General features: G+C 71.5%; 17 protein-coding genes and 1 tRNA gene. 5 read left to right on the plus strand and 13 right to left on the minus strand.

The genetic code is table 11. From position 1 onward, the window contains the following. The first annotated feature begins 151 nt into the window (after positions 1 to 151). Positions 152 to 934: an SAM-dependent methyltransferase gene (locus ACQP2H_RS01320; RefSeq protein WP_363818036.1), complete on the plus strand. Its 783-nt coding sequence runs from the start codon at positions 152 to 154 to the stop codon at positions 932 to 934. Here the strand turns inward: ACQP2H_RS01320 and ACQP2H_RS01325 are convergent. Together ACQP2H_RS01325 and ACQP2H_RS01330 are read right to left on the minus strand one after the other, a co-directional pair. Then, positions 907 to 2145 carry an MFS transporter gene (locus ACQP2H_RS01325; protein ID WP_433230560.1) on the minus strand — a complete coding sequence of 413 codons (1239 nt, stop codon included), beginning with the start codon at positions 2143 to 2145 and terminating at the stop codon, positions 907 to 909. The genes ACQP2H_RS01320 and ACQP2H_RS01325 overlap by 28 nt on opposite strands. Before the next feature lie 205 nt (positions 2146 to 2350). Beyond that, a complete protein-coding gene (locus ACQP2H_RS01330) occupies positions 2351 to 2824 on the minus strand; it encodes an RrF2 family transcriptional regulator (protein WP_433230563.1) in 474 nt (157 codons plus the stop codon). Positions 2825 to 3132: 308 nt separating this feature from the next. Between ACQP2H_RS01330 and ACQP2H_RS01335 the strand changes: the two genes are divergently transcribed. Beyond that, positions 3133 to 3525 (plus strand): Fur family transcriptional regulator, encoded by a 393-nt coding sequence (locus tag ACQP2H_RS01335; protein ID WP_208565392.1) that lies wholly within the window; start codon positions 3133 to 3135, stop codon positions 3523 to 3525. Between the two features lie 271 nt (positions 3526 to 3796). Here the strand turns inward: ACQP2H_RS01335 and ACQP2H_RS01340 are convergent, their stop codons facing one another. Then, positions 3797 to 4189, minus strand: a complete 393-nt coding sequence (locus ACQP2H_RS01340) for an SCO5389 family protein (protein ID WP_219465629.1) — start codon at positions 4187 to 4189, stop codon at positions 3797 to 3799. Positions 4190 to 4361: 172 nt separating this feature from the next. Between ACQP2H_RS01340 and ACQP2H_RS01345 the strand changes: the two genes are divergently transcribed. After that, positions 4362 to 4436, plus strand: a tRNA-Lys gene (locus ACQP2H_RS01345). 375 nt (positions 4437 to 4811) lie between these two features. On the opposite strand, the gene ACQP2H_RS01350 is transcribed toward ACQP2H_RS01345, so the two are convergent. After that, positions 4812 to 5186, minus strand: coding sequence for a type II toxin-antitoxin system VapC family toxin (locus ACQP2H_RS01350; RefSeq protein ID WP_219465631.1), 375 nt, complete (start codon positions 5184 to 5186; stop codon positions 4812 to 4814). Continuing rightward, positions 5183 to 5437, minus strand: a complete 255-nt coding sequence (locus tag ACQP2H_RS01355; protein WP_219465633.1) for a type II toxin-antitoxin system Phd/YefM family antitoxin — start codon at positions 5435 to 5437, stop codon at positions 5183 to 5185. The genes ACQP2H_RS01350 and ACQP2H_RS01355 overlap by 4 nt, the downstream gene beginning before the upstream one ends. A 793-nt stretch (positions 5438 to 6230) precedes the next feature. Here ACQP2H_RS01355 and ACQP2H_RS01360 point away from each other — a divergent pair. Both ACQP2H_RS01360 and ACQP2H_RS01365 read left to right on the plus strand, forming a co-directional pair. After that, entirely contained in the window at positions 6231 to 6812 is a 582-nt protein-coding gene (locus ACQP2H_RS01360; protein WP_208565394.1) for a TetR/AcrR family transcriptional regulator, read from the plus strand. A 454-nt stretch (positions 6813 to 7266) separates the two neighbouring features. After that, positions 7267 to 8130, plus strand: a complete 864-nt coding sequence (locus tag ACQP2H_RS01365; RefSeq protein WP_219465635.1) for a ParB and winged helix-turn-helix domain-containing protein — start codon at positions 7267 to 7269, stop codon at positions 8128 to 8130. 54 nt (positions 8131 to 8184) lie between these two features. Here ACQP2H_RS01365 and ACQP2H_RS01370 read toward each other — a convergent pair whose 3' ends face one another. The 8 genes from ACQP2H_RS01370 to ACQP2H_RS01405 all read right to left on the minus strand — a co-directional run bounded on the left by ACQP2H_RS01370 (position 8185) and on the right by ACQP2H_RS01405 (position 17093). After that, complete coding sequence (locus tag ACQP2H_RS01370) at positions 8185 to 9546, minus strand: aminotransferase class V-fold PLP-dependent enzyme (protein ID WP_219465636.1); 1362 nt, start codon at positions 9544 to 9546, stop codon at positions 8185 to 8187. Between the two features lie 90 nt (positions 9547 to 9636). Further along, positions 9637 to 11181, minus strand: coding sequence for a GMC oxidoreductase (locus tag ACQP2H_RS01375; protein ID WP_357532878.1), 1545 nt, complete (start codon positions 11179 to 11181; stop codon positions 9637 to 9639). 37 nt (positions 11182 to 11218) lie between these two features. Then, a complete protein-coding gene (locus ACQP2H_RS01380) occupies positions 11219 to 12391 on the minus strand; it encodes an acyl-CoA dehydrogenase family protein (protein WP_308290970.1) in 1173 nt (390 codons plus the stop codon). After that, a complete protein-coding gene (locus ACQP2H_RS01385; RefSeq protein ID WP_219465640.1) occupies positions 12388 to 13131 on the minus strand; it encodes a class II aldolase/adducin family protein in 744 nt (247 codons plus the stop codon). The genes ACQP2H_RS01380 and ACQP2H_RS01385 overlap by 4 nt, the downstream gene beginning before the upstream one ends. Next, positions 13128 to 13871 (minus strand): dihydrodipicolinate reductase C-terminal domain-containing protein, encoded by a 744-nt coding sequence (locus tag ACQP2H_RS01390; RefSeq protein WP_219465641.1) that lies wholly within the window; start codon positions 13869 to 13871, stop codon positions 13128 to 13130. Before ACQP2H_RS01390 ends, ACQP2H_RS01385 begins: the two co-directional genes overlap by 4 nt. Next, positions 13864 to 14133 (minus strand): acyl carrier protein, encoded by a 270-nt coding sequence (locus tag ACQP2H_RS01395; RefSeq protein WP_208565400.1) that lies wholly within the window; start codon positions 14131 to 14133, stop codon positions 13864 to 13866. Before ACQP2H_RS01395 ends, ACQP2H_RS01390 begins: the two co-directional genes overlap by 8 nt. A gap of 47 nt (positions 14134 to 14180) precedes the next feature. After that, positions 14181 to 15608, minus strand: a complete 1428-nt coding sequence (locus ACQP2H_RS01400; protein ID WP_433230572.1) for a class I adenylate-forming enzyme family protein — start codon at positions 15606 to 15608, stop codon at positions 14181 to 14183. Positions 15609 to 15611: 3 nt separating this feature from the next. Continuing rightward, positions 15612 to 17093: a nitroreductase family protein gene (locus ACQP2H_RS01405; RefSeq protein WP_433230574.1), complete on the minus strand. Its 1482-nt coding sequence runs from the start codon at positions 17091 to 17093 to the stop codon at positions 15612 to 15614. Positions 17094 to 17263 lie beyond the last annotated feature (170 nt).

Genomic DNA, 17263 nt, shown 5'->3' on the forward strand with positions numbered 1-17263 from the left:
GTCATACCGGCCCGGGGCGGTCCCGTGCTGCCGGCTCGCCGACACGGCGGGTCAACATGTCGTCGCCCGGGGTGCTAGACATCAGGGCGCGACGTGCCCGCCGCCCGGCGGTGGGTCGTCCCGCAGCGACGTGAGGGGAAAGGGAGGGCCGGTGACCGCGCCGACCGACGCCGAGCCGGGGCCGAACGTGGCCCGGATGTACGACTACTACCTCGGCGGGTGCCACAACTTCGCCGCCGACCGGGCCGCCGCCGAGCAGATCCTGCGGATCTTCCCGGACACCGGGATCGCCGCCCAGGCCAACCGGCACTTCCTGCGCCGGGCCGTGCGGCACGCCGCCGAGCTGGGCGTACGCCAGTTCCTCGACATCGGTGCCGGGCTGCCCACCCAGGGCAACGTGCACGAGATCGTCCGCCGGGTCGCCCCCGAGTCGACGGTGGTCTACGTCGACTACGACGAGGTCGCCGTCACCCACGCCCGGCGGCTGCTGCCGGCCGACGGGCGGACCAGCGTGGTCCGGGGCGACCTGCGCCGGCCGGACGAGTTGCTGGCCCACCCCGACGTGCGGGCGGCGATCGACTTCGGTCGCCCGGTGGCCGTGCTGCTGGTGGCGGTGCTGCACTTCGTCACCGACGCCGAGCAGCCGTGGGATGCCGTCGTCCGGCTGCGGGAGGCGACGGTCCCTGGCAGCCCGCTGGTCGTGTCCCACCTCACCACCGACGGTGCCCCGCCGCTGCCCACCCGGCAGGGGCAGGCGGTCTACCAGCGCAGCAGTGCCCCGCTGGTGCCCCGCCCGCACGCCGACGTGCTGCGTTTCTTCGACGGGTACGACCTGGTCGATCCGGGGCTGGTCCGGGTGGCCGAGTGGCGGCCCGACGGGGAACCCCGGGAACGGATCTCCCACGGCTACGCGGGGATGGGCCTGCGCCGCTGACCGTCGCGCCGGGTGATCCGCTGTCCGAGGTGGAGCACCAGCAGGGCGACCACGGCACCGGCCGCGCCGAGGGCGTACATGGTGGGCACGCCGGAGGGCAGCGTCGCGCCGCCGACGGCGGTGCCCAGGCCGATCCCGAGATAGATGGCGGACGAGTTCAGCGACACCACCAGGGGGGCCTGCTGCGGCGCGGCGGCGATCAACCGGTGCTGCTGTGCCGGGGTCTGACACCAGCTCGCCGCGCCCCACGCGCCGACCAGCAGCGCCACCAGCACCGTCGGGGCGGACCCGGCGGTGCTGAGCGCACCGAGCACGCCCAGCGCGACGGCCAGCGCGGCATAGCCCGTCGCCAGCACCGGCACCGCACCCCACCGGTCGGTGGCGTACCCGGCGGCGACGTTGCCGACGACCGCCCCCACGCCGTAGAGCAGCAACATCAGGTTGACCTGGTACGCGTCGACGTCGAGCGCGCCGAGGGTCGGCACCGCGAAGGCGTACACGGTGTAGCAGGCCGCCATCCCGATCACGGTGAGCGGCAGGACGGCGAGCACGGCCGGTCGGCGCAGCGCCGTCAGCCGGGCGCGCAACGGGACCGCCGGGCCGCCGGGCAGCGCGGGCATGGCCAGCCGGACGGCCGCCGCGACGGCGAGCGCCAGCAGGGCGACCGCGACGAGGGCGGCCCGCCAGCCGAGCCACCGCCCGGTCAGCCCGCCGAGCGGCACGCCCAGCGCGGTGGCGACGGTGAGCCCGCCGATCACCACGGCCAGGGCCCGACCCCGTTGCGCGGGCGGCACCAGCGAGGCGCCCACGGCACCGGCGTTGGGGGTGTACGCGGCGGCGCCGGCGGCGGCGACGATCCGGCCGAGGAGCAGCACCGGCAGCGTCTCGGCAGCCGCCGCGACGAGGTTTCCGGCGGCGAGCACCAGCAGCGCGGCGACGAGCAGGCGACGGCGTGGCAGCCGGGCGGCCAGCGTGGACAGCAGTGGGGCGAGGATCGCGTAGGAGATCGCGAACACCGTCACCGACTGCCCGGCGGCGGTGGTGGTGGTCCGCAGTGCGGCGGCCATGTCGGGCAGCAGCCCGGCGACGACGAACGCGTCGGTGCCGACGGCGAAGGTGCCGGCCGCGAGGATCAGGGTGATCCGTGGGCCGCGCCCGGGTCCGGCGGTGGTGGCCGGCCCCGGGCCGGTACGGGTGTGCGGGTGGGACATGAGGTCTCCGGTCGGCGGGACGGCGTGCGGCGGCACGGCGGGCCGTGCCGGGCACGGGACTCGGGGGTGGACGGTCGTCGGGGCCGGCGGGTGCGCCGGCCGGGCCGGTGGCCGGGGTCGCCGGTCGGGCGCGGGTGGGCCTGCGGGTGGTGGCGGGGTGCGCCACCGGTCGGTGCGACCGTGGGTCGGAGGTCGCGGGCGGGCGTCAGCCGCGCAGTTGCGCGTAACGGCGACGGGTGCGTTCGGCTGCGCCCGCCGGAGCGGATTCGAGCAGGTCGGCCAGGGTGTGGCTGGCCAGCTCGCGACGCCAGGCCAGGTCGGCGCGGTGCATCACGGTGCTGATGGCACACGGGGTGCGGAACTCCGGCGCGGAGGGGTCCACCCCCGCGCCCCGCTGGCGGATCTCGGTGCACCGGAACGGGTTGTCGGGCCCGTCGACCGCCACCAGCACGTCCATCACCGTCACGTCCGCCGGTCGGTGGGCGAGTCGGAACCCGCCGCGCGCGCCGGGCACGGAGTGGAGGATGCCGGCCCGGGTCAGGGCCTGGAGGCACTTGGTGAGGTACGCCGGGGGCAGCTCGAACCATTCGGCGAGCCGGGCGGCGGGCATCGGGTGTTCGCCGCCGATCCAGGCGAGCGTGAGGCAGCAGTGCAACCCCCACTCGACCTGCTCGCTCATCCGCATAACCAGGATATTAGCTGTCCTGATTATGCGGCGGGGGGCGACACCGACGGCCGGCTACCCGCGCGCCGGTTCCGGTGCGGGACCAGGGCGGTCGGCCGGCCGGAACCCCGGTCACGGCCGTCGCGCGTGTCGATGCCGGGCGGGGCGGTCGCCGTGAGCGTGGACACGGGCCGTGGCGTGCTCATATGCGCAGCGCATAATGGTTACGGTCTCCGCGCTGTCCGGTGGAGGCGAGGGGCAGCGACGGCCGCCGGTCGGGGGTCGGGGCGACGAGCGGAGACGGCGGTACGGTGACCCAGGCGATGCCGAACGTGACCCGGAACACGCGTCAGCGCGGCGAGGTGCTGGCGTTGCTGCGTGAGGTCGACGGTTTCCACACCGCGCAGCAACTGCACCAGATGCTGGTGGCCCGCAAGGCGCGGGTGGGCCTGACCACGGTCTACCGCACCCTGCAACTGCTCGTCGATGCCCAGGAGATCGACTCCACCCGGCTGCCCGGCGGTGAACAGCTGTTCCGCCGGTGCAGCCAGAGCCGGCACCATCACCACCTGGTCTGCCGCCGGTGCGGTAGCACGGTGGAGGTGGCCGGGCCGGCGGTCGAACGGTGGGCCGACCAGGTCGCCGCCCAGCACGGCTTCACCGAGGTCGGGCACACCTTCGAGATCTTCGGCACCTGCGCGCAGTGCGCCCGTTGACCCGCGGCACACCGCACCGCCCCCGGCGATAACCGGACCCCCGTCGTCGGCGGGCTGCCGCCCGTGTCCGACTGTCGGGCACCGTCCGGTTGTCACCCGCGTCCGGTCGTCCGGCACCCGCTCGGGTTGTCGCCCGTATCCGGTTGTCGGGCACCGTTCGGGTGGTCGCCTGCGTCCCCGCTGTCCGGCCCCGCTCGGGTTGCCGCGTGTGCGGTGCCGTCCGGTGTGCCGGACCGGGAGTGGTGTCCTCCGGTCCGGCACACCGGTGCGGTCAGCAGTTGCGCAGCTCGGGTGACTGGTTCAGGAGCTGACCACGGGTGGAGACGAAGCGGCGGTAGGGCTCCGAGTCCACCGCCGCGGGGCGGAACGCGGCGACCCGGTGGCAGTTCTGGAACGCCAGCTTCACGCCGAAGTGGCGCTCCAGGCTGGCGCGGATGGCGTCGCTGGCCAGTGCGCGCAGCAACTGCCCCCGCTCCGCCTCGCCGGGCGGGGGTACGGAGTTGTCCGCCCGCTCCGCGCCCGACGACTCCAGGTCGGCGACGACCCGGCTCACGGTCTGCCAGGCGTACGGCAGGGATTCCCGAACGCAGGCGACGAAGTCCCGGTCGTCGACCGGGCCCGCTTCGGCGGCTTCCAGCAGGGCGGGTGGCACGGTGAGAGACATGATCCTCCTCAACTGATAATGATAACGATTGTCGTTAGCGCTAACCCCGTGAGCACACCACGTCACTCCGCCCGCGTCAAACACCGACACTCCCGACGGTGCGCACGCAGCGGAGGGCGGGTCTCAGGTGGACCCGACCCGGCCGACGTGGTCGGGTAACCTGTGGCTCAGCGGGCCGTTAGCTCAATGGCAGAGCTGAGGACTTTTAATCCTTAGGTTCTGGGTTCGAGTCCCAGGCGGCCCACCAGCAACCACCGCTGAGCTGCCGAAACACCTGACGAAGATCATCGGGCACAACCAGGGCGCAACTCAGCCCCGATCCTGGTCCGCACGGAGATCCCGTCGAGCGCTGCCCGCGTCCCGCGAGAGGCCACCGGCCAGGCCGCGCGGCCGGTCCTTTTTCGGCGACCGGTGAACGTAGGCCTCCTACGTGATCCGCAGGTTGGCGTGCCGTAGAGCCCTCCACACCCCCGCGGCAAGCTCATCAGGGGGCAGTTACAGACGTTTGGTTGGATCTATGCGTTGGGTCTGTGTGGAGATCGTTCTGCGGGTTCGCAATGGCGCCGGCTTCCGACGCGTATGCCCAGATGTCGGTTCGGTGGCCGTGAGACCAGCCACTGACTCATACCTTCAGGATGTCCACGTCGTACAGCGTTATCGACGCGTCGCGGGTGGCCAGGGTCAGCCTTTCGGCGGTCGCCTGTGCCACCAGCATGCGGTCGAAGGGATCGCGGTGATGTGGCGGCAGGCGGCCGGCGGCGATGGCGTGGGCGTGGGTCACCGGGAGTGCGCGAAAGCCCATGTCCCTTACCCTCTCGGCCAGGTCCGGGGGGCCGGCGAGTTTTCCCACGCTCTGCTTGATGGTGATCTCCCACAGGCTGACCGGGGAGAGGAAGATGTCCGGGTCGTGGCGTAGTCGATCGAGGAACTCGTCGCCGAGAGTCGCATCGCCTGTGATGGCCCACAGTGCGACATGGGTGTCCAGCAGCAGGGTCATGCACCGATGCCGAAATCAGTGGCGATCTCTGCATTGGTCTGGTGTGAGTCCCAGTCGCCGGAGAGATCCAACTGACCGGCGAGGGAGCCGACCGCGGTTCGGTTGGCCCGCCGTACCAGCGGCACGACCTTCGCCACCGGAGTTCCTGCCCGGTCGATGATGATCTCCTCGCCGTGTTCCACCCGGTCGATGATGCGCGACAGGTGGGTCTTGGCATCATGCATGTTGTAGTGCACGGCCTCAGCGGACATGACGCCACCTCCTCGATTAGCTAACAGCTTAGCCTGCCTGGATCGATGTCGTCACGGATTCGTAGGCCGCCGGCCTAGTCGGGCTCGTCGGGGGTCGCTCGACGACCGCGAGCTGAGCAAATTCAGTGGTAGTGGGTTACCAACGATGAGGGCAGTGTGGTTCGCATGGTGGTGCCTCCGGCCCACCAGCAATCGCAGCCGAGCTGCGGAAATGCCTGACGAACATCAGCAGGCACCACCAGGGCGGCAGTTCGGCCCCGCTCCTGGTCCGCACGCAGATCCTGCCGAGCGTCGCCCGCGTCCGGTAGGAGTCGGCCGGCCACCTCGCACCAGCCCGCCCGCGACCCGACCGGCGGGCATCGACCCGTGCCGCTGGTACGCGCGGGACCCGGCAGTATCGGTGCGGGTTCCACGCGTTGCCGGCGTCGTCGGCGGGGGGCAACGGGCGTCGGTCGAGCCTGAGAATTTTTGATCATAATTATGGTGATTTTGCATACAGTAAGTGCGGCAATATGTCGTCATTTCCGGTCAGTGTCGGCATTTCGCGCCGGGGGTCGAGGCATAAATCAGCTTCTACCGGCGCTAAGATGGAGCAAACGTGGTGCGGGGCTACTCCGGTGACGGCTCGTGACCTTGAGGTTGCGGGGTGGCCGTGTGTGCTCTGCCGCCCTGCGTGTGCTATGAAGGTACGGCGACTTCCTATGGCCCATAGGTTGCAGCCGGTAGCTAGTTGCATGACTGGTCGCTTGAGTTGACGCCTCCAGGACGAGGCTGAGGGATCAGGGAGGCAAGGGTGGCCCGAGTCGGATTGGTGGCGTCGCGGGTGACGACGGCCGCAGCCGACCTGGCTGACAAGGTCGGCTTCGACAAGGTCACCCTCTCGGCCGTGGCTCGCATCCTCGGCATCGCCGAGCCCAGCATGTACTCGCACGTCCGTAGCGTCGCGGAGCTGCGTAAGGGCGTCGCCGTGCTCGCCGCCACCGAGTTGGCTGACTGCATCGGTGAAGCGCTCGCGGGTCGGGCCGGCAAGGACGCGTTGGTGGCCTTCTCCAATGCCTACCGGGAGTTCGCCCGCACCTGCCCGGGCCGGTACACCGCCACCCACATCCAGCTCACCGAGGAGGAGCTGTCCCGGTCGACGGGCCACCAGCGCATCTTTGCGATGACGATGGCGATGTTCCGCGCCTACGACCTGAGCGAGGGCGAATTGACCGACGCGGTGCGGCTCGTCCGGAGTTCTCTGCACGGCTTCGTCTCACTGGAGTCGATCGGTGGTTTCGGTCATCCCCGGGACGTGCAGAAATCTTGGGAAAATGGCATCGAAGCAATTCACGTGATGCTCACCGAGTGGCCCTCGTCCGGCGCTGCGCGATAGGTGACCCCCGGCGGTAGTCCGCCGCCGGCAAGCGCGCTCCCCCGGCCGCGCCTTTAATGCCTGGGGTAACTCTTCATTCCCGTTTTCCGGGTGCCGTCGTACGCCTCATTATCACTCTGAGTAATTGTAGAGTGACCCGTTGCGTCCAGGGATATACATTGATAGATTTGCACTGATGTTTACATGTGTAACAGCGCCCGACCCGGCGCGAGGGAGGCTTCAACGGGTCAATCACTCCGCACTGCACCGTGATTTTATTGTGGAGGCAAAGATGACTACGGGGACGACAGATTCGACGAGCGATGACGTGAATTATTCGGGGGATTCGAGGCACCACCGGGTCGAGGGGGGCGAGACCAGCCCGACCGTGGAACAGGTTCCTCTTAACGAGCTCAGCGGGTCCTGCTCGCCGAGAATCGCCGGAGCGGACGGATCCCACGTACAGACGCTCGCGGTGTGCGCCGGGCAACTACCGCCGATCATCGTGCACCGGCAGACCATGCGGGTGGTGGACGGCTGGCACCGGTTGCAGGCCGCCGGCATCCGGGGGGACGCCACCATCCCGGTCCGGTTCTTCGACGGAAACGAGCAGGACGCCTTCGTCCTGGCCGTACGACTGAACGCCAAGCACGGTCTGCCGCTCTCGGCCGCCGACCGGCGGGCCGCCGCCGAACGTATCGTCGCCTCCCATCCGAGCTGGTCCAACCGGGCCATCGCCGCCGTGGTCGGCATCGCCGACAAGACCGTCGCCTCGATCCGACGGCAGCGCAACGAAGGCGTCGCCTCGGAGGTGAGCAGGGTCGGCCTCGACGGCCGGACCCGGCCGGTCTCCAGCGCCGACGGACGCCGACGTGCCGGTGAGTTCATCGCGCGGCATCCGGACGCGTCGCTGCGGGAGATCGCCCGCAGCGTCGGCATCTCACCCGGAACCGCCCGCGACGTCCGGACCCGCCTGGAGCGTGGCGAGGACCCGGTCGCCACGAAGCAACGAGACACCGACGCCAGGCAGGACACGGCACCGGTCCGCCAGGTGACGCGACCGCCCCGGGACGATCTCGCCGCCCGGCGCACCAGCGTCGAACAGCCGACGCCGGTGTTGGACCTCCGGCGGGACCCCCGGCTCCGCTTCACCGACGCCGGCCGCCTCCTGCTGCGGTTCCTGGAGTTCCGTGCCCTCGACGAACTGCAACGGCGACGGCTGGTGGAGGCCGTGCCGACCTACCAGTCGGGCGCGGTGGCACGCATCGCCCGGGAGTGCGCGCGGAGCTGGCAGATGTTCGCCGATCAGCTGGAACGGCGGGAACGCTACTCCGCGTGACACCGGCACCAACGGCGCCGCCGGGCGGAGATCCGGCGGCGCCGTTCGTGCCGGTCACCGGACGGGGGCACAGCGCTCCCCGTCGTTGCGGTACTCGTGCCGCGTGCCCTCGTGGACGATCGACGACACCGCGTCCACCAACCGATCGACGTGTTCCACCGGAGTCCCCGCGCCGAAGCTCGCGCGTATCGCGTGCTGGCTGCGCCCCTGCGGCCGGGAGTCCCGCCCAGAAGCGGGCCCCTGGTGCACGGCACCGACCAGCACACGCATCAGGGGATGGGCGCAGAACAGGCCGTCCCGCACGCCGATCCCGTGCTCGGCTGAGAGCGCTGCCGCCACCTGCGAACTCCTCCACCCCTCGATCACGAAGCTGACCACGCCCACCCGTGGTGCCCCGTCGCCCAGCAGGGAGAGCAACGTGACACCCGGAATGGCGGCCAGGCCGCCCGTCAGCCGGCGCAACAAGGCGTCCTCGCGCTCCACGAGAGCGCTGAACCCCGCTTCGGCCAACGCCCGGCAGGCCGATGCCACGGCGTACGCACCCACGACGTTGGGCGACCCGGCCTCGTGCCGTGTGCTGCCGCCGTGCCACTGCACGTCGAGGGTGCCCGCCGCCGTCACCTCCACCCGCCGGCTCGCCCCGCCGCCGGCCAGGTAGGGCCGTGCCGCACCCAGCCAGTCGGCCCGACCGGCCAGGACACCGGCCCCGAACGGGGCGTACATCTTGTGACCGGAGAACGCCACGTAGTCGACGCCCAGGGCGCCGACGTCGATCGGTCGGTGCGGTGCCAGCTGGGCGGCGTCGAGCACCAGGCGGGCACCGGCGGCGTGGGCCACCGAGGCCAGCTCCGCCACCGGCCACAGTTCGCCGGTCACGTTCGACGCCCCGGTCACACAGACCAGCCCCGGTCGTCGCCGGCTTCGTCCGGCCAGCGCCGCGGTCAACCGGTCGACCGCGTCCTGCGCCGAGCACGGTGCGGCAAGGACGGTGGTCGCGCCGTCGTGCCACGGCAGCAACGCGGCGTGGTGCTCGGTCTCGAAGACATACACCTCGGTGTCCCCCGGAAGGGCCCCGGCGAGCAGGTTGAGCGAGTCGGTCGTCGAGCGGGTGAACAGGACCTCGTCGTCGGGCCGGACACCGAGATGCTGGCGGACCGTGTCCCTGCTGCGCTCAAGCAGCGCGGTGGACAACTGCGAGAGATAGCCCGCGCCGCGGTGCACGCTCCCGTAGTACGGCAGGAAAGCCGCGACGTCGTTCCACACCCGTTCCAGGGCAGGGGCGCTCGCGGCGTAGTCCAGCGCCGCGTACGTCACGTGTCCGCCGGTGACCAGCGGCACCGTGACGTCGCGACCCAGGACCGGCAAGGGTGCGCGAAGCGCCGGATCGATCGGCGCAGAGGTGGAAGTGGCCGGCATGGAGGACCTCCTGTTCCTGAGTGCACGCCCGACGGGCACGGACTGGTTTCCTCGACACGGTGAGCGCGGGCCCCGGGCCGGAGAGCCGGTTCACCTCACCGCCGCGGACGCGGCCCCCGAGGCAGCGCCGACGACTGCCGGCCGCCCCAGCCGGTCGCACAGATCCCGCGCTCCCAGCACGGCCAGAGCCATGCTGGTGAGGGTCGGATTGCACGCCGTACGCGTCGGGATGACACCGTTGCCGGCCACGTACAGCCCGCGCACACCCCAGACCTGCGAAACCGGGTCACAGACACTGGTGCCGTCGTCCGAGACTCCCATCCGTACGGTGCCCTGGTAGTGCAGGGAGCTGCCGGGCGGATGCACCCAGGGCACCTCGCCCTCGACCGGCCGGCCGAGCAGCCGGCTCAGCCGCAGCACCGCCTCCCGCGCCGCCTCGATCGTGGCCCCGTCTGCCGGGCTCGGCCGGTGACGCAGCCGCATCACCGGCAGGCCGGCCCAGTCACGCTCGTCATCGCTGAAGGTCACCCGGTTGCCCGCAGCCACGTCCTGCGGCACGAAGAGGTGCACCGCGGCCCAGGGGTGCGGGGCAGGGACCGGCAAGGTGGTCGGATCGAGGGGAGTCACCATCCCGTGGAACGGGAAGGTCAGGTCGTCGTAGGGAATCCAGGTGACGCCCCGGGCCGGGCCGGCCGGCACCTCACCGGCGAAACCGTGCAGCTCGGCGGCGAGCGACACCTGAGCGTGCTCGTTGAGGTACCGACCCAGCGCCGGTGGCCGGATGCCCGAGGCGAACAGCAGTTGCGGGGTACGCAGCGAGTCTGCGGCGACCACCACGTGCCCGGTGCGCACGGTGGAAACCGATCCGGTGGCGAGATCGCGCAGCTCCACCCCGGTCACGCCACCGTCGTCGGTCAGGACCCGGCTGCACAGGGTCCGGGTACGCAACGCGACGTGGCGGTGCCGGTCGCCGAGCAGCCCGCCGAGGACCACGTCGACACCGGCCCGCCGTACCGACCCGTGCTCGACGGTCAGCGCCATGGGCAACGGCTGAACGCGCCGGTGCGCAGCGCGGCCGTCGTCGAGTGCGGCACCCAACCGTCGCCGTATCCGTGACTCGACGGGCGAGTCGGCGAACTGCCGTGCCGAGACGCGCAGTAGACGTTCGGCGACCCCGAGCGCCCCGTCGAGCACGGCCGGGTCGAGAAAGTCGATGCGCTCGGCACCGGCGGGCCGTGGGCAGGCTGCGAACCACTGGGTGGCCATGCCGCCGACGTTGCAGGCGGCCTGCGCGGCGGGGAGGGAGCCGCCCGGGTCCACCGGGAACAGGCCCGGACGGCTGAGAAAGGCATCGTCACGTTGACCACGCGGAACGTTGTGGGCGATGCCGGAGGCGACCGTCGTGCCATGCCGGACCCGCAGCGGCCCCTGTGACGCGACCTGGGCCCGGTCGAGTTCCCCCGGATCCGTGACGTGACTCAGATGCCGGCCCGGTGGCTCGGTCACCGCCGGACCAGCCTCGACGATCAGGATGCGCACGGCCGGTACGGTGTCCGCGACCAGCCGCGCGTAGACGGCACCGGTGAGGCCGCTGCCGACGATGACGACGTCCGCGACGTCGGTGGACTCGCTCATCTGTGCTCCTCAGCCGGAGTCGAGGTGCGGACCGCGGTCACAGTGACCGTGCGATCACGACGCGCTGTATCTGGTTCGTCCCCTCGATGATCTGCAGCAGCTTGGCCTCCCGCATCCAGCGCTCGACCGGATGGTCCCGGACGTAGCCGTACGCGCCGAGCACCTGGACGGCGTCGGTGGTCGCCCGCATCGCCACGTCGGTGGCGAAGAGCTTGGCCCGGGCGGCCATCGCCGTGACGACGCCGTCCGGCTGGCCCTCGTCCAGGGCCCGAGCGGCCTCCCGGACCAGGGCCCGCGCCGCGGCGATCTCCGTCGACATGTCCGCCAACAGGAACGCCACACCCTGGAAGTCGGTGATCGGACGATCGAACTGCCGCCGGTGCCTGGCATAGGCGGTGGCGTACTCCAGGGCTGCCTGGGCGAGCCCGACGGCACAGGAGGCGATGCCGAGGCGGCCCCGGTCGAAGAGCCCGGCCGCGATGAGGAAGCCCTTGCCGCGTCGGCCGATCAGCCGGTCGGCCGGCACCCGCGCGGCATCCAGCACGACGGAGGCGGTCGGCGACGACTGCACCCCCATCTTCCGCTCCGGCCGCTGCGGCGAGACACCCGGCGTGTCGGCGGAGGCGAGCAACACCGACAGTCCCCGTACGCCCTCGCCACCGGTGCGGCAGAAGACGTTGTAGTAGTCGGCGACGCCGGCATGGCTCGTCCAGGCCTTCGTGCCGTCCACGACGTAGACGCCCGCGGCCTCGTCCAGGCGGGCCGCGCAGGCGATCGCGCCGACGTCCGACCCGGCCGCCGGCTCGGAGATGCAGTTGGCACCGAGCAGGTCACCGCCGAGCATGTCGGGCAACCAACGGCTGCGCTGCTCCGGACTGCCCCACCGGGCCAACGGGTAGCACGACAACACATGGATGTTGACGGACTGCGCCACCGCCAGCCAACGGCTCGCGAGTGTCTCCAACACGCTCAGGTAGACCTCGTACCGCTGACCGCCACCCCCGTACTCGACCGGGTAGGGCAGGCCCAGCAGGCCCACCCGGCCCAGCGTGCGGAGCAGGTCCCGGGGAAAACTGCCGCGTGCCTCGAACTCGTCGACGAGGGGCGACAGCTCCTTGTCGGCCAGTTCCCGGGCCAGCGACAGCAGGTCCCGGACCTCCGTCGCCTCCGCCGCCCCCGGAGGTGCTCCCTGCGGGATCCGCCCCGTCACCACCGGGCCGCCGCCGGCCACGTCGCGTCGACCCGGCGGACCGCGTACTCCCAGTACGACCGGATGGACAGATCGGCGTAGATGAAGTCGCGCTTGAGCTGGACGTCCTCGTCGGTGGCCCAGACGTACGGCACGCCGGTCTGCTCGGCCAGCAGTTGCAGGCGGCACGCCCGCTCCAGGACCTGCGCGAGCACCGCGGCGTGCCGGACGCTCCGACCGACCACCACCCCGCCGTGGTTGCGCAGCAGCAGACCCTCGCCGCTGCCGAGGCTCTTGGCGATCGCCTCGCCGGTCGACTGGTCGAGCACCGTGTTGCTGGTCTGCGTGAACAGCCCGAGCCGGCCGGTGAAGTAGGAGCCGTCGTGCGAGAGGGGCCGCAGGTGCAGATCGGTGGCGCCGAAAACGAGCGTGTACGGCGCATGGCTGTGCACGATCCCGTTGACGTCCGGGCGGGCCCGGTAGATGGCCTGGTGCAGCGGCAGCTCGGGGGGCGCCAACGGGTCCACCGGAGCGTGCGGGTCCGTCGACGCGGCCACCACCTGGGACGGGGTCGCCTCGTCGAAGCCGCAGAGGGCGTTCTTGATGAAGAACACGTCCGAGCCGGGCCTACGTGCCGAGATCTGACCCTGGTTGAAGTCGTCGTGACCGTCGAGCGACAGCATGCGTGCGCCGTACGCGATCTGCCTGCTCAGGTGCGCCGGAACCGGACGAGGAGTCACCTGGTCGGCCTCGGGGCTCATCGTTGGTCCTTTCCGCCGTCGCCGCCCATGACGGCCAGCATCTGGTCGAAGACGTCGTGTGCGTGGTGCACGCCCACCGGCAGACTGGTGGCCGCGGCAGCGATACCGATCGCCCCGGCGGCGGCGGTCCGGATGGACCCCACCGTGTGCACCAGGGCGAGCGACTGCCCGTCCCAGCCGAGTCGCAACTCGTGGTCGCTGACCGCGTCGCCCGCGCGTAGCGAGGCCACGTCGCTGACCTCGTGCCCGGTCAGCGACGTCCACAACCGGCTCAGCTGAACCGCCGTGGTGCTGGGCCGGTGCGCCTTGCGGGCCGGGTGACGCTCGAAGACGGCGGCCTCCGGGACCGCCCCGGTGACGCCGGCCCGCGCCATGGTCGTCACCACCTCGGCGACGCACCGCACCGCCCTGCTCAGCAGGTAGTTTCCCAGGGTCAGGTTGGGGGCGGCCACCACGGCGACGGACCGGCCCAGCCGGCCCAGCACGGCCTCCTGCTGCTCGTCCAGTCCCGAGACGCACTGGACCAGCGGGCGACGCCAGTGGTGACAGAGCTCGGCGACGCCGGTCAACGCCGCGGGCGCGGAGCAGTCGACGACGACGTCGGGTGCCGTCTCGGTGCGTGGATCGGGCAGGGCGCGGGAGGCGTAGACGCGTACCTCGTGCCCCTCGGCCCGGGCCAGGTCGCGCACCGCGGTGCCGAGCCGGCCCCGGCCGACCACTCCCAGTACCGGCTCAGACATGCGCCGACTCGTCCTGTGCCGCGACCAGGGCGACGATGCCGTCGACCGACCGAAGTCGATCATCCTCCTCGTCCTGGTCGATCTCGATGCCGAAGGTGTTCTCGATCGCGTCGATCATGCGGATGTAGGACAGCGACGAGTACCCCAGCGCCGGAAGCGATCCGCCGGCCCGGTCGAGGTCCGCCTCGCTGAGCCCGCCCTCGGCCGACTCGGTGATGATGCGCGCGACTTTCTGTCGAATTCTGGTGCCGCTTTCCGACATGACCATCTCCTTGCACATTGCGGCTATCGGGATCGATACGTGGCGTCTCAGCCGTCGGTGCGGTCGACGGCGAACAGTCCTTCGAGGGCCGCCATCGCCGGCTTGCCGGCGGACCCCCGGGGGATCTCGGGGACGACACGGACCAGGCTGGGAATCTTGTACGGTGCGAGCCGGCCGGCCAGGAAGCGTCGTGGCCCCGAGGGGTCCAGCGAGTCGTCGGCGGCCAGCACGGCAGCCAGGGCGGGCACGCCGTGCCGGTCCAACACCTGGAGCACCACGGCGTCGCGGACACCGGCAGCCGCCCGCAGGGCCTCCACCACCTCGGTGGCATCGATCTTCCGGCCGCCCACGTTGATCACCCGGTGGCTGCGTCCACTCAGGAACAGGCTGCCGTCGGCCAGGTAGCCGCGGTCACCCGTGCGGTAGTGACCGTCGTCGGTCATCCGGCTCTCCAACAGCCCCGGGGCGTTGAGGTAGCGGGTGCCCATGGACTCGCTGCGTACCTCGACGGGACCCGGGTTCGCCCTGGTCCCCGCGCGCAGCAGTACGCCCGGCAGCGGCCCACCGAGGCCCAGGTCGGTCAGTGGATCGGTGGCGAAGGTGAGCGGGCCGGCCTCCGCGGCGCCGAAGTAGTTCCGCAGCGGCACCCCGGTCGCCTCGACGAACCGGTGTTTCGTGCCGGGATCGAGCGGTGCCGCCGACGAGATGGCCATGCGTAGCCGGCTGAACGAGCCGTCGGTCACCGGTCGGCGTACCAGCGAGTCGTAGAGTGCGGGAAAGCCGACCAGCCGGGTGGCGGCGCACGCCGCGACCGCCCGGCCCACCGCACTGCCGGACGGCAGACCGTTGGGCAGGTGCAACCGGGCGCCCACCAGGAACGCCGACAGCAGCGAGGTGTTGAAGGCGAGGCCGTTCGACAGGGACGCGAAGCAGGCGATGCTGTCGTCGGCGTCCAGGCCCGTCCCCGTCGCCCAGTTGACGGCGGCCCGGTGCACCGCCTGCCCGCGGAACTCGATGCAGTGGGGCCGCCCCGTCGAGCCGGAGGTGAAACGGCAGACCTCGGTCTGCGGGTCGAGTGCGGCGCGACCGGCGGACGGGGCGCCGGTGACGGTCAGGGTGCCCAGCTCACCACGCGGGGTGCCCCAGCCGGGCGCGGGGGAGTCGTGCACCAGGAGGTCGAGGCCGCAGTCCTCCCGGATCGCCGCTGTCTCCTGCACCCCGCTGACCCGGTCGATGAGGAAGGGGACCGCGCCGCAGCGGAGGGCGGCCAGGTAGGCGACCACGTAGGCGACACCGTTGCCGGCCCGGATTCCGATGCGGCCACGGTCTCCACCCGGCAGCAACCCGGCCAACGTGTCGGCCCAGACCGCACTCGACCGGATGAGCTCACCGTAGGTCAGTGTGGTCTGCCGGTCGGAGACCGCCGGCCGGTCGCCGTGCCGTCGGGCGGCGTCGTCGATCACCTCGATCAGCATGTCTCAGGCCTCGTCATGGGCGTAGGCGCGTTGCAGCCGGTCGAGCTTGACCGCCACGACGCCGGCCTGACCGACCAGGGCCACGTACAGGGCTTCGTCCCTCTGCGGCAGCGCACTGACCCGGTGCCAACCGGCGGCGTCGAACCCGCCGATGGTGGTGATCGCCAGTCCCGCGTCGGCGGCACCCAGACACAGCAGGTGGGCCAGTACGCCCGCCCGCAACAGGGCCGCGTCCACGCCGTCGATGCCGAGCTGGAAGATGGCGTCCCGGGGGGCGTGGAAGACCACCGCCGCAGCGGCATGTCGGAGGTGCTCCTGACCCATGCAGATACGCACCAGTTCGTCACCGTCGACCACGTGCTCCGCCACCGGCTCCGGGGCGAGCGTCCCGTCGTACACCCGGTAAGCCCCGGCCGCCAACCCTGCCACCCGGCGGGCGAGCACGGTGATGCCGAACGTGCCGGTCACGGGAAGGTCCCACGGCAGGCGGGTCCCCGTGGCCCTCAGCGCCCGGCGGACGTCGCCCACCGGCACCGTCTCGCCGGTGAAGTCCTTGGCGGAGCGTCGTCGCGGCGCCGCCACGGCCAACTGTCCGGCGACCGGGCCGGCAGCCGCCACCCGGGCTGCGGTGAACGACCCGGCGCCGCTGTCCGCGACGGGCGTTCCCGGCTGCGGTCGGGCCGGAAGACGTTGCCAGCACTGCTGTTCGGGGTGCTCGGGCAGCGTCTGCCTCAGCGGGGCCCCGTGCTGGTCGACGCAGGCCCAGCTCTCCCGAGGTGCGGACGACGGAGCGGTCGGCGAGTCCAGCCACAGTGCGCTGTGGACGAAGCGGCAGCGGCCCGGCAACCCCAGCACCTGATCCAGCGGACGAACCTCGCGCGCTGTCAGGCCGCGTGTCCGCTCGAAGCGCGACTGAGCGAGACAGAGCAGATGTGTGCTCAGGTGGGCGGCGTCCAGGTGTGCGTAGAGGTAACCGCGGTCGCCGTACTTCCGCATCGACAGCCACGGGCGCACGTTGGTGAGCAGCAGGGTCCTGCCGGGCCCCGGCAGCGGCAGGCCACCAGGCCACTCGGCTGGTCGGATGCGGCACTGCAGATGGACCGACCGGCGTGCGGCGTCCACCGCGAAGACCGCCAGTTCTCCGGCGTGCTCCGCGACGACCGCGTGCTCGTACGGGTAGAGCGCCCCGGCCGAGGGCACCGAGATCCCACCGTGCCGGGACCCCCGGCAGGCCACCTCGAGAAGTTGCAGCACCGGATGGAGCTCGGCCGGTACCGGGATGCGCCCGGGGCGTGGCGCGTCGGCGGCCGGCGCCGCGAGCGCCATCCGGTGCCAGAAGGCCACGACGTCCGGCTCGGCCTCGGTGGAATGGCGGGCCAGCGACGCCGGGAGGCCCCGGTCGCCGTCGAGACCGTCGGCGAGACCCCCGGACACATCTTCGCGAGTGTTCCAGGAATTGTGGTACGCGACCGAAGATCGATCCATCAGCAGTCCGCTTCTCGTCTGCCGGCGCCACAATTCAACCATGCCGCAGGAGTGGCGGATGGTGTGCGCCGAGATGCGTGTGGAATTGCTTGTCGGCCGACCGCTGAAACAGGTCCGGCGCGAAATCAACCATGCCAGACCAACTATTGGCGGTCCAGCCCGGCAACTGC

The sequence above is a fragment of the Micromonospora sp. CA-248260 genome, assembly GCF_050942205.1.
Classification (GTDB): domain Bacteria; phylum Actinomycetota; class Actinomycetes; order Mycobacteriales; family Micromonosporaceae; genus Micromonospora; species Micromonospora antibiotica.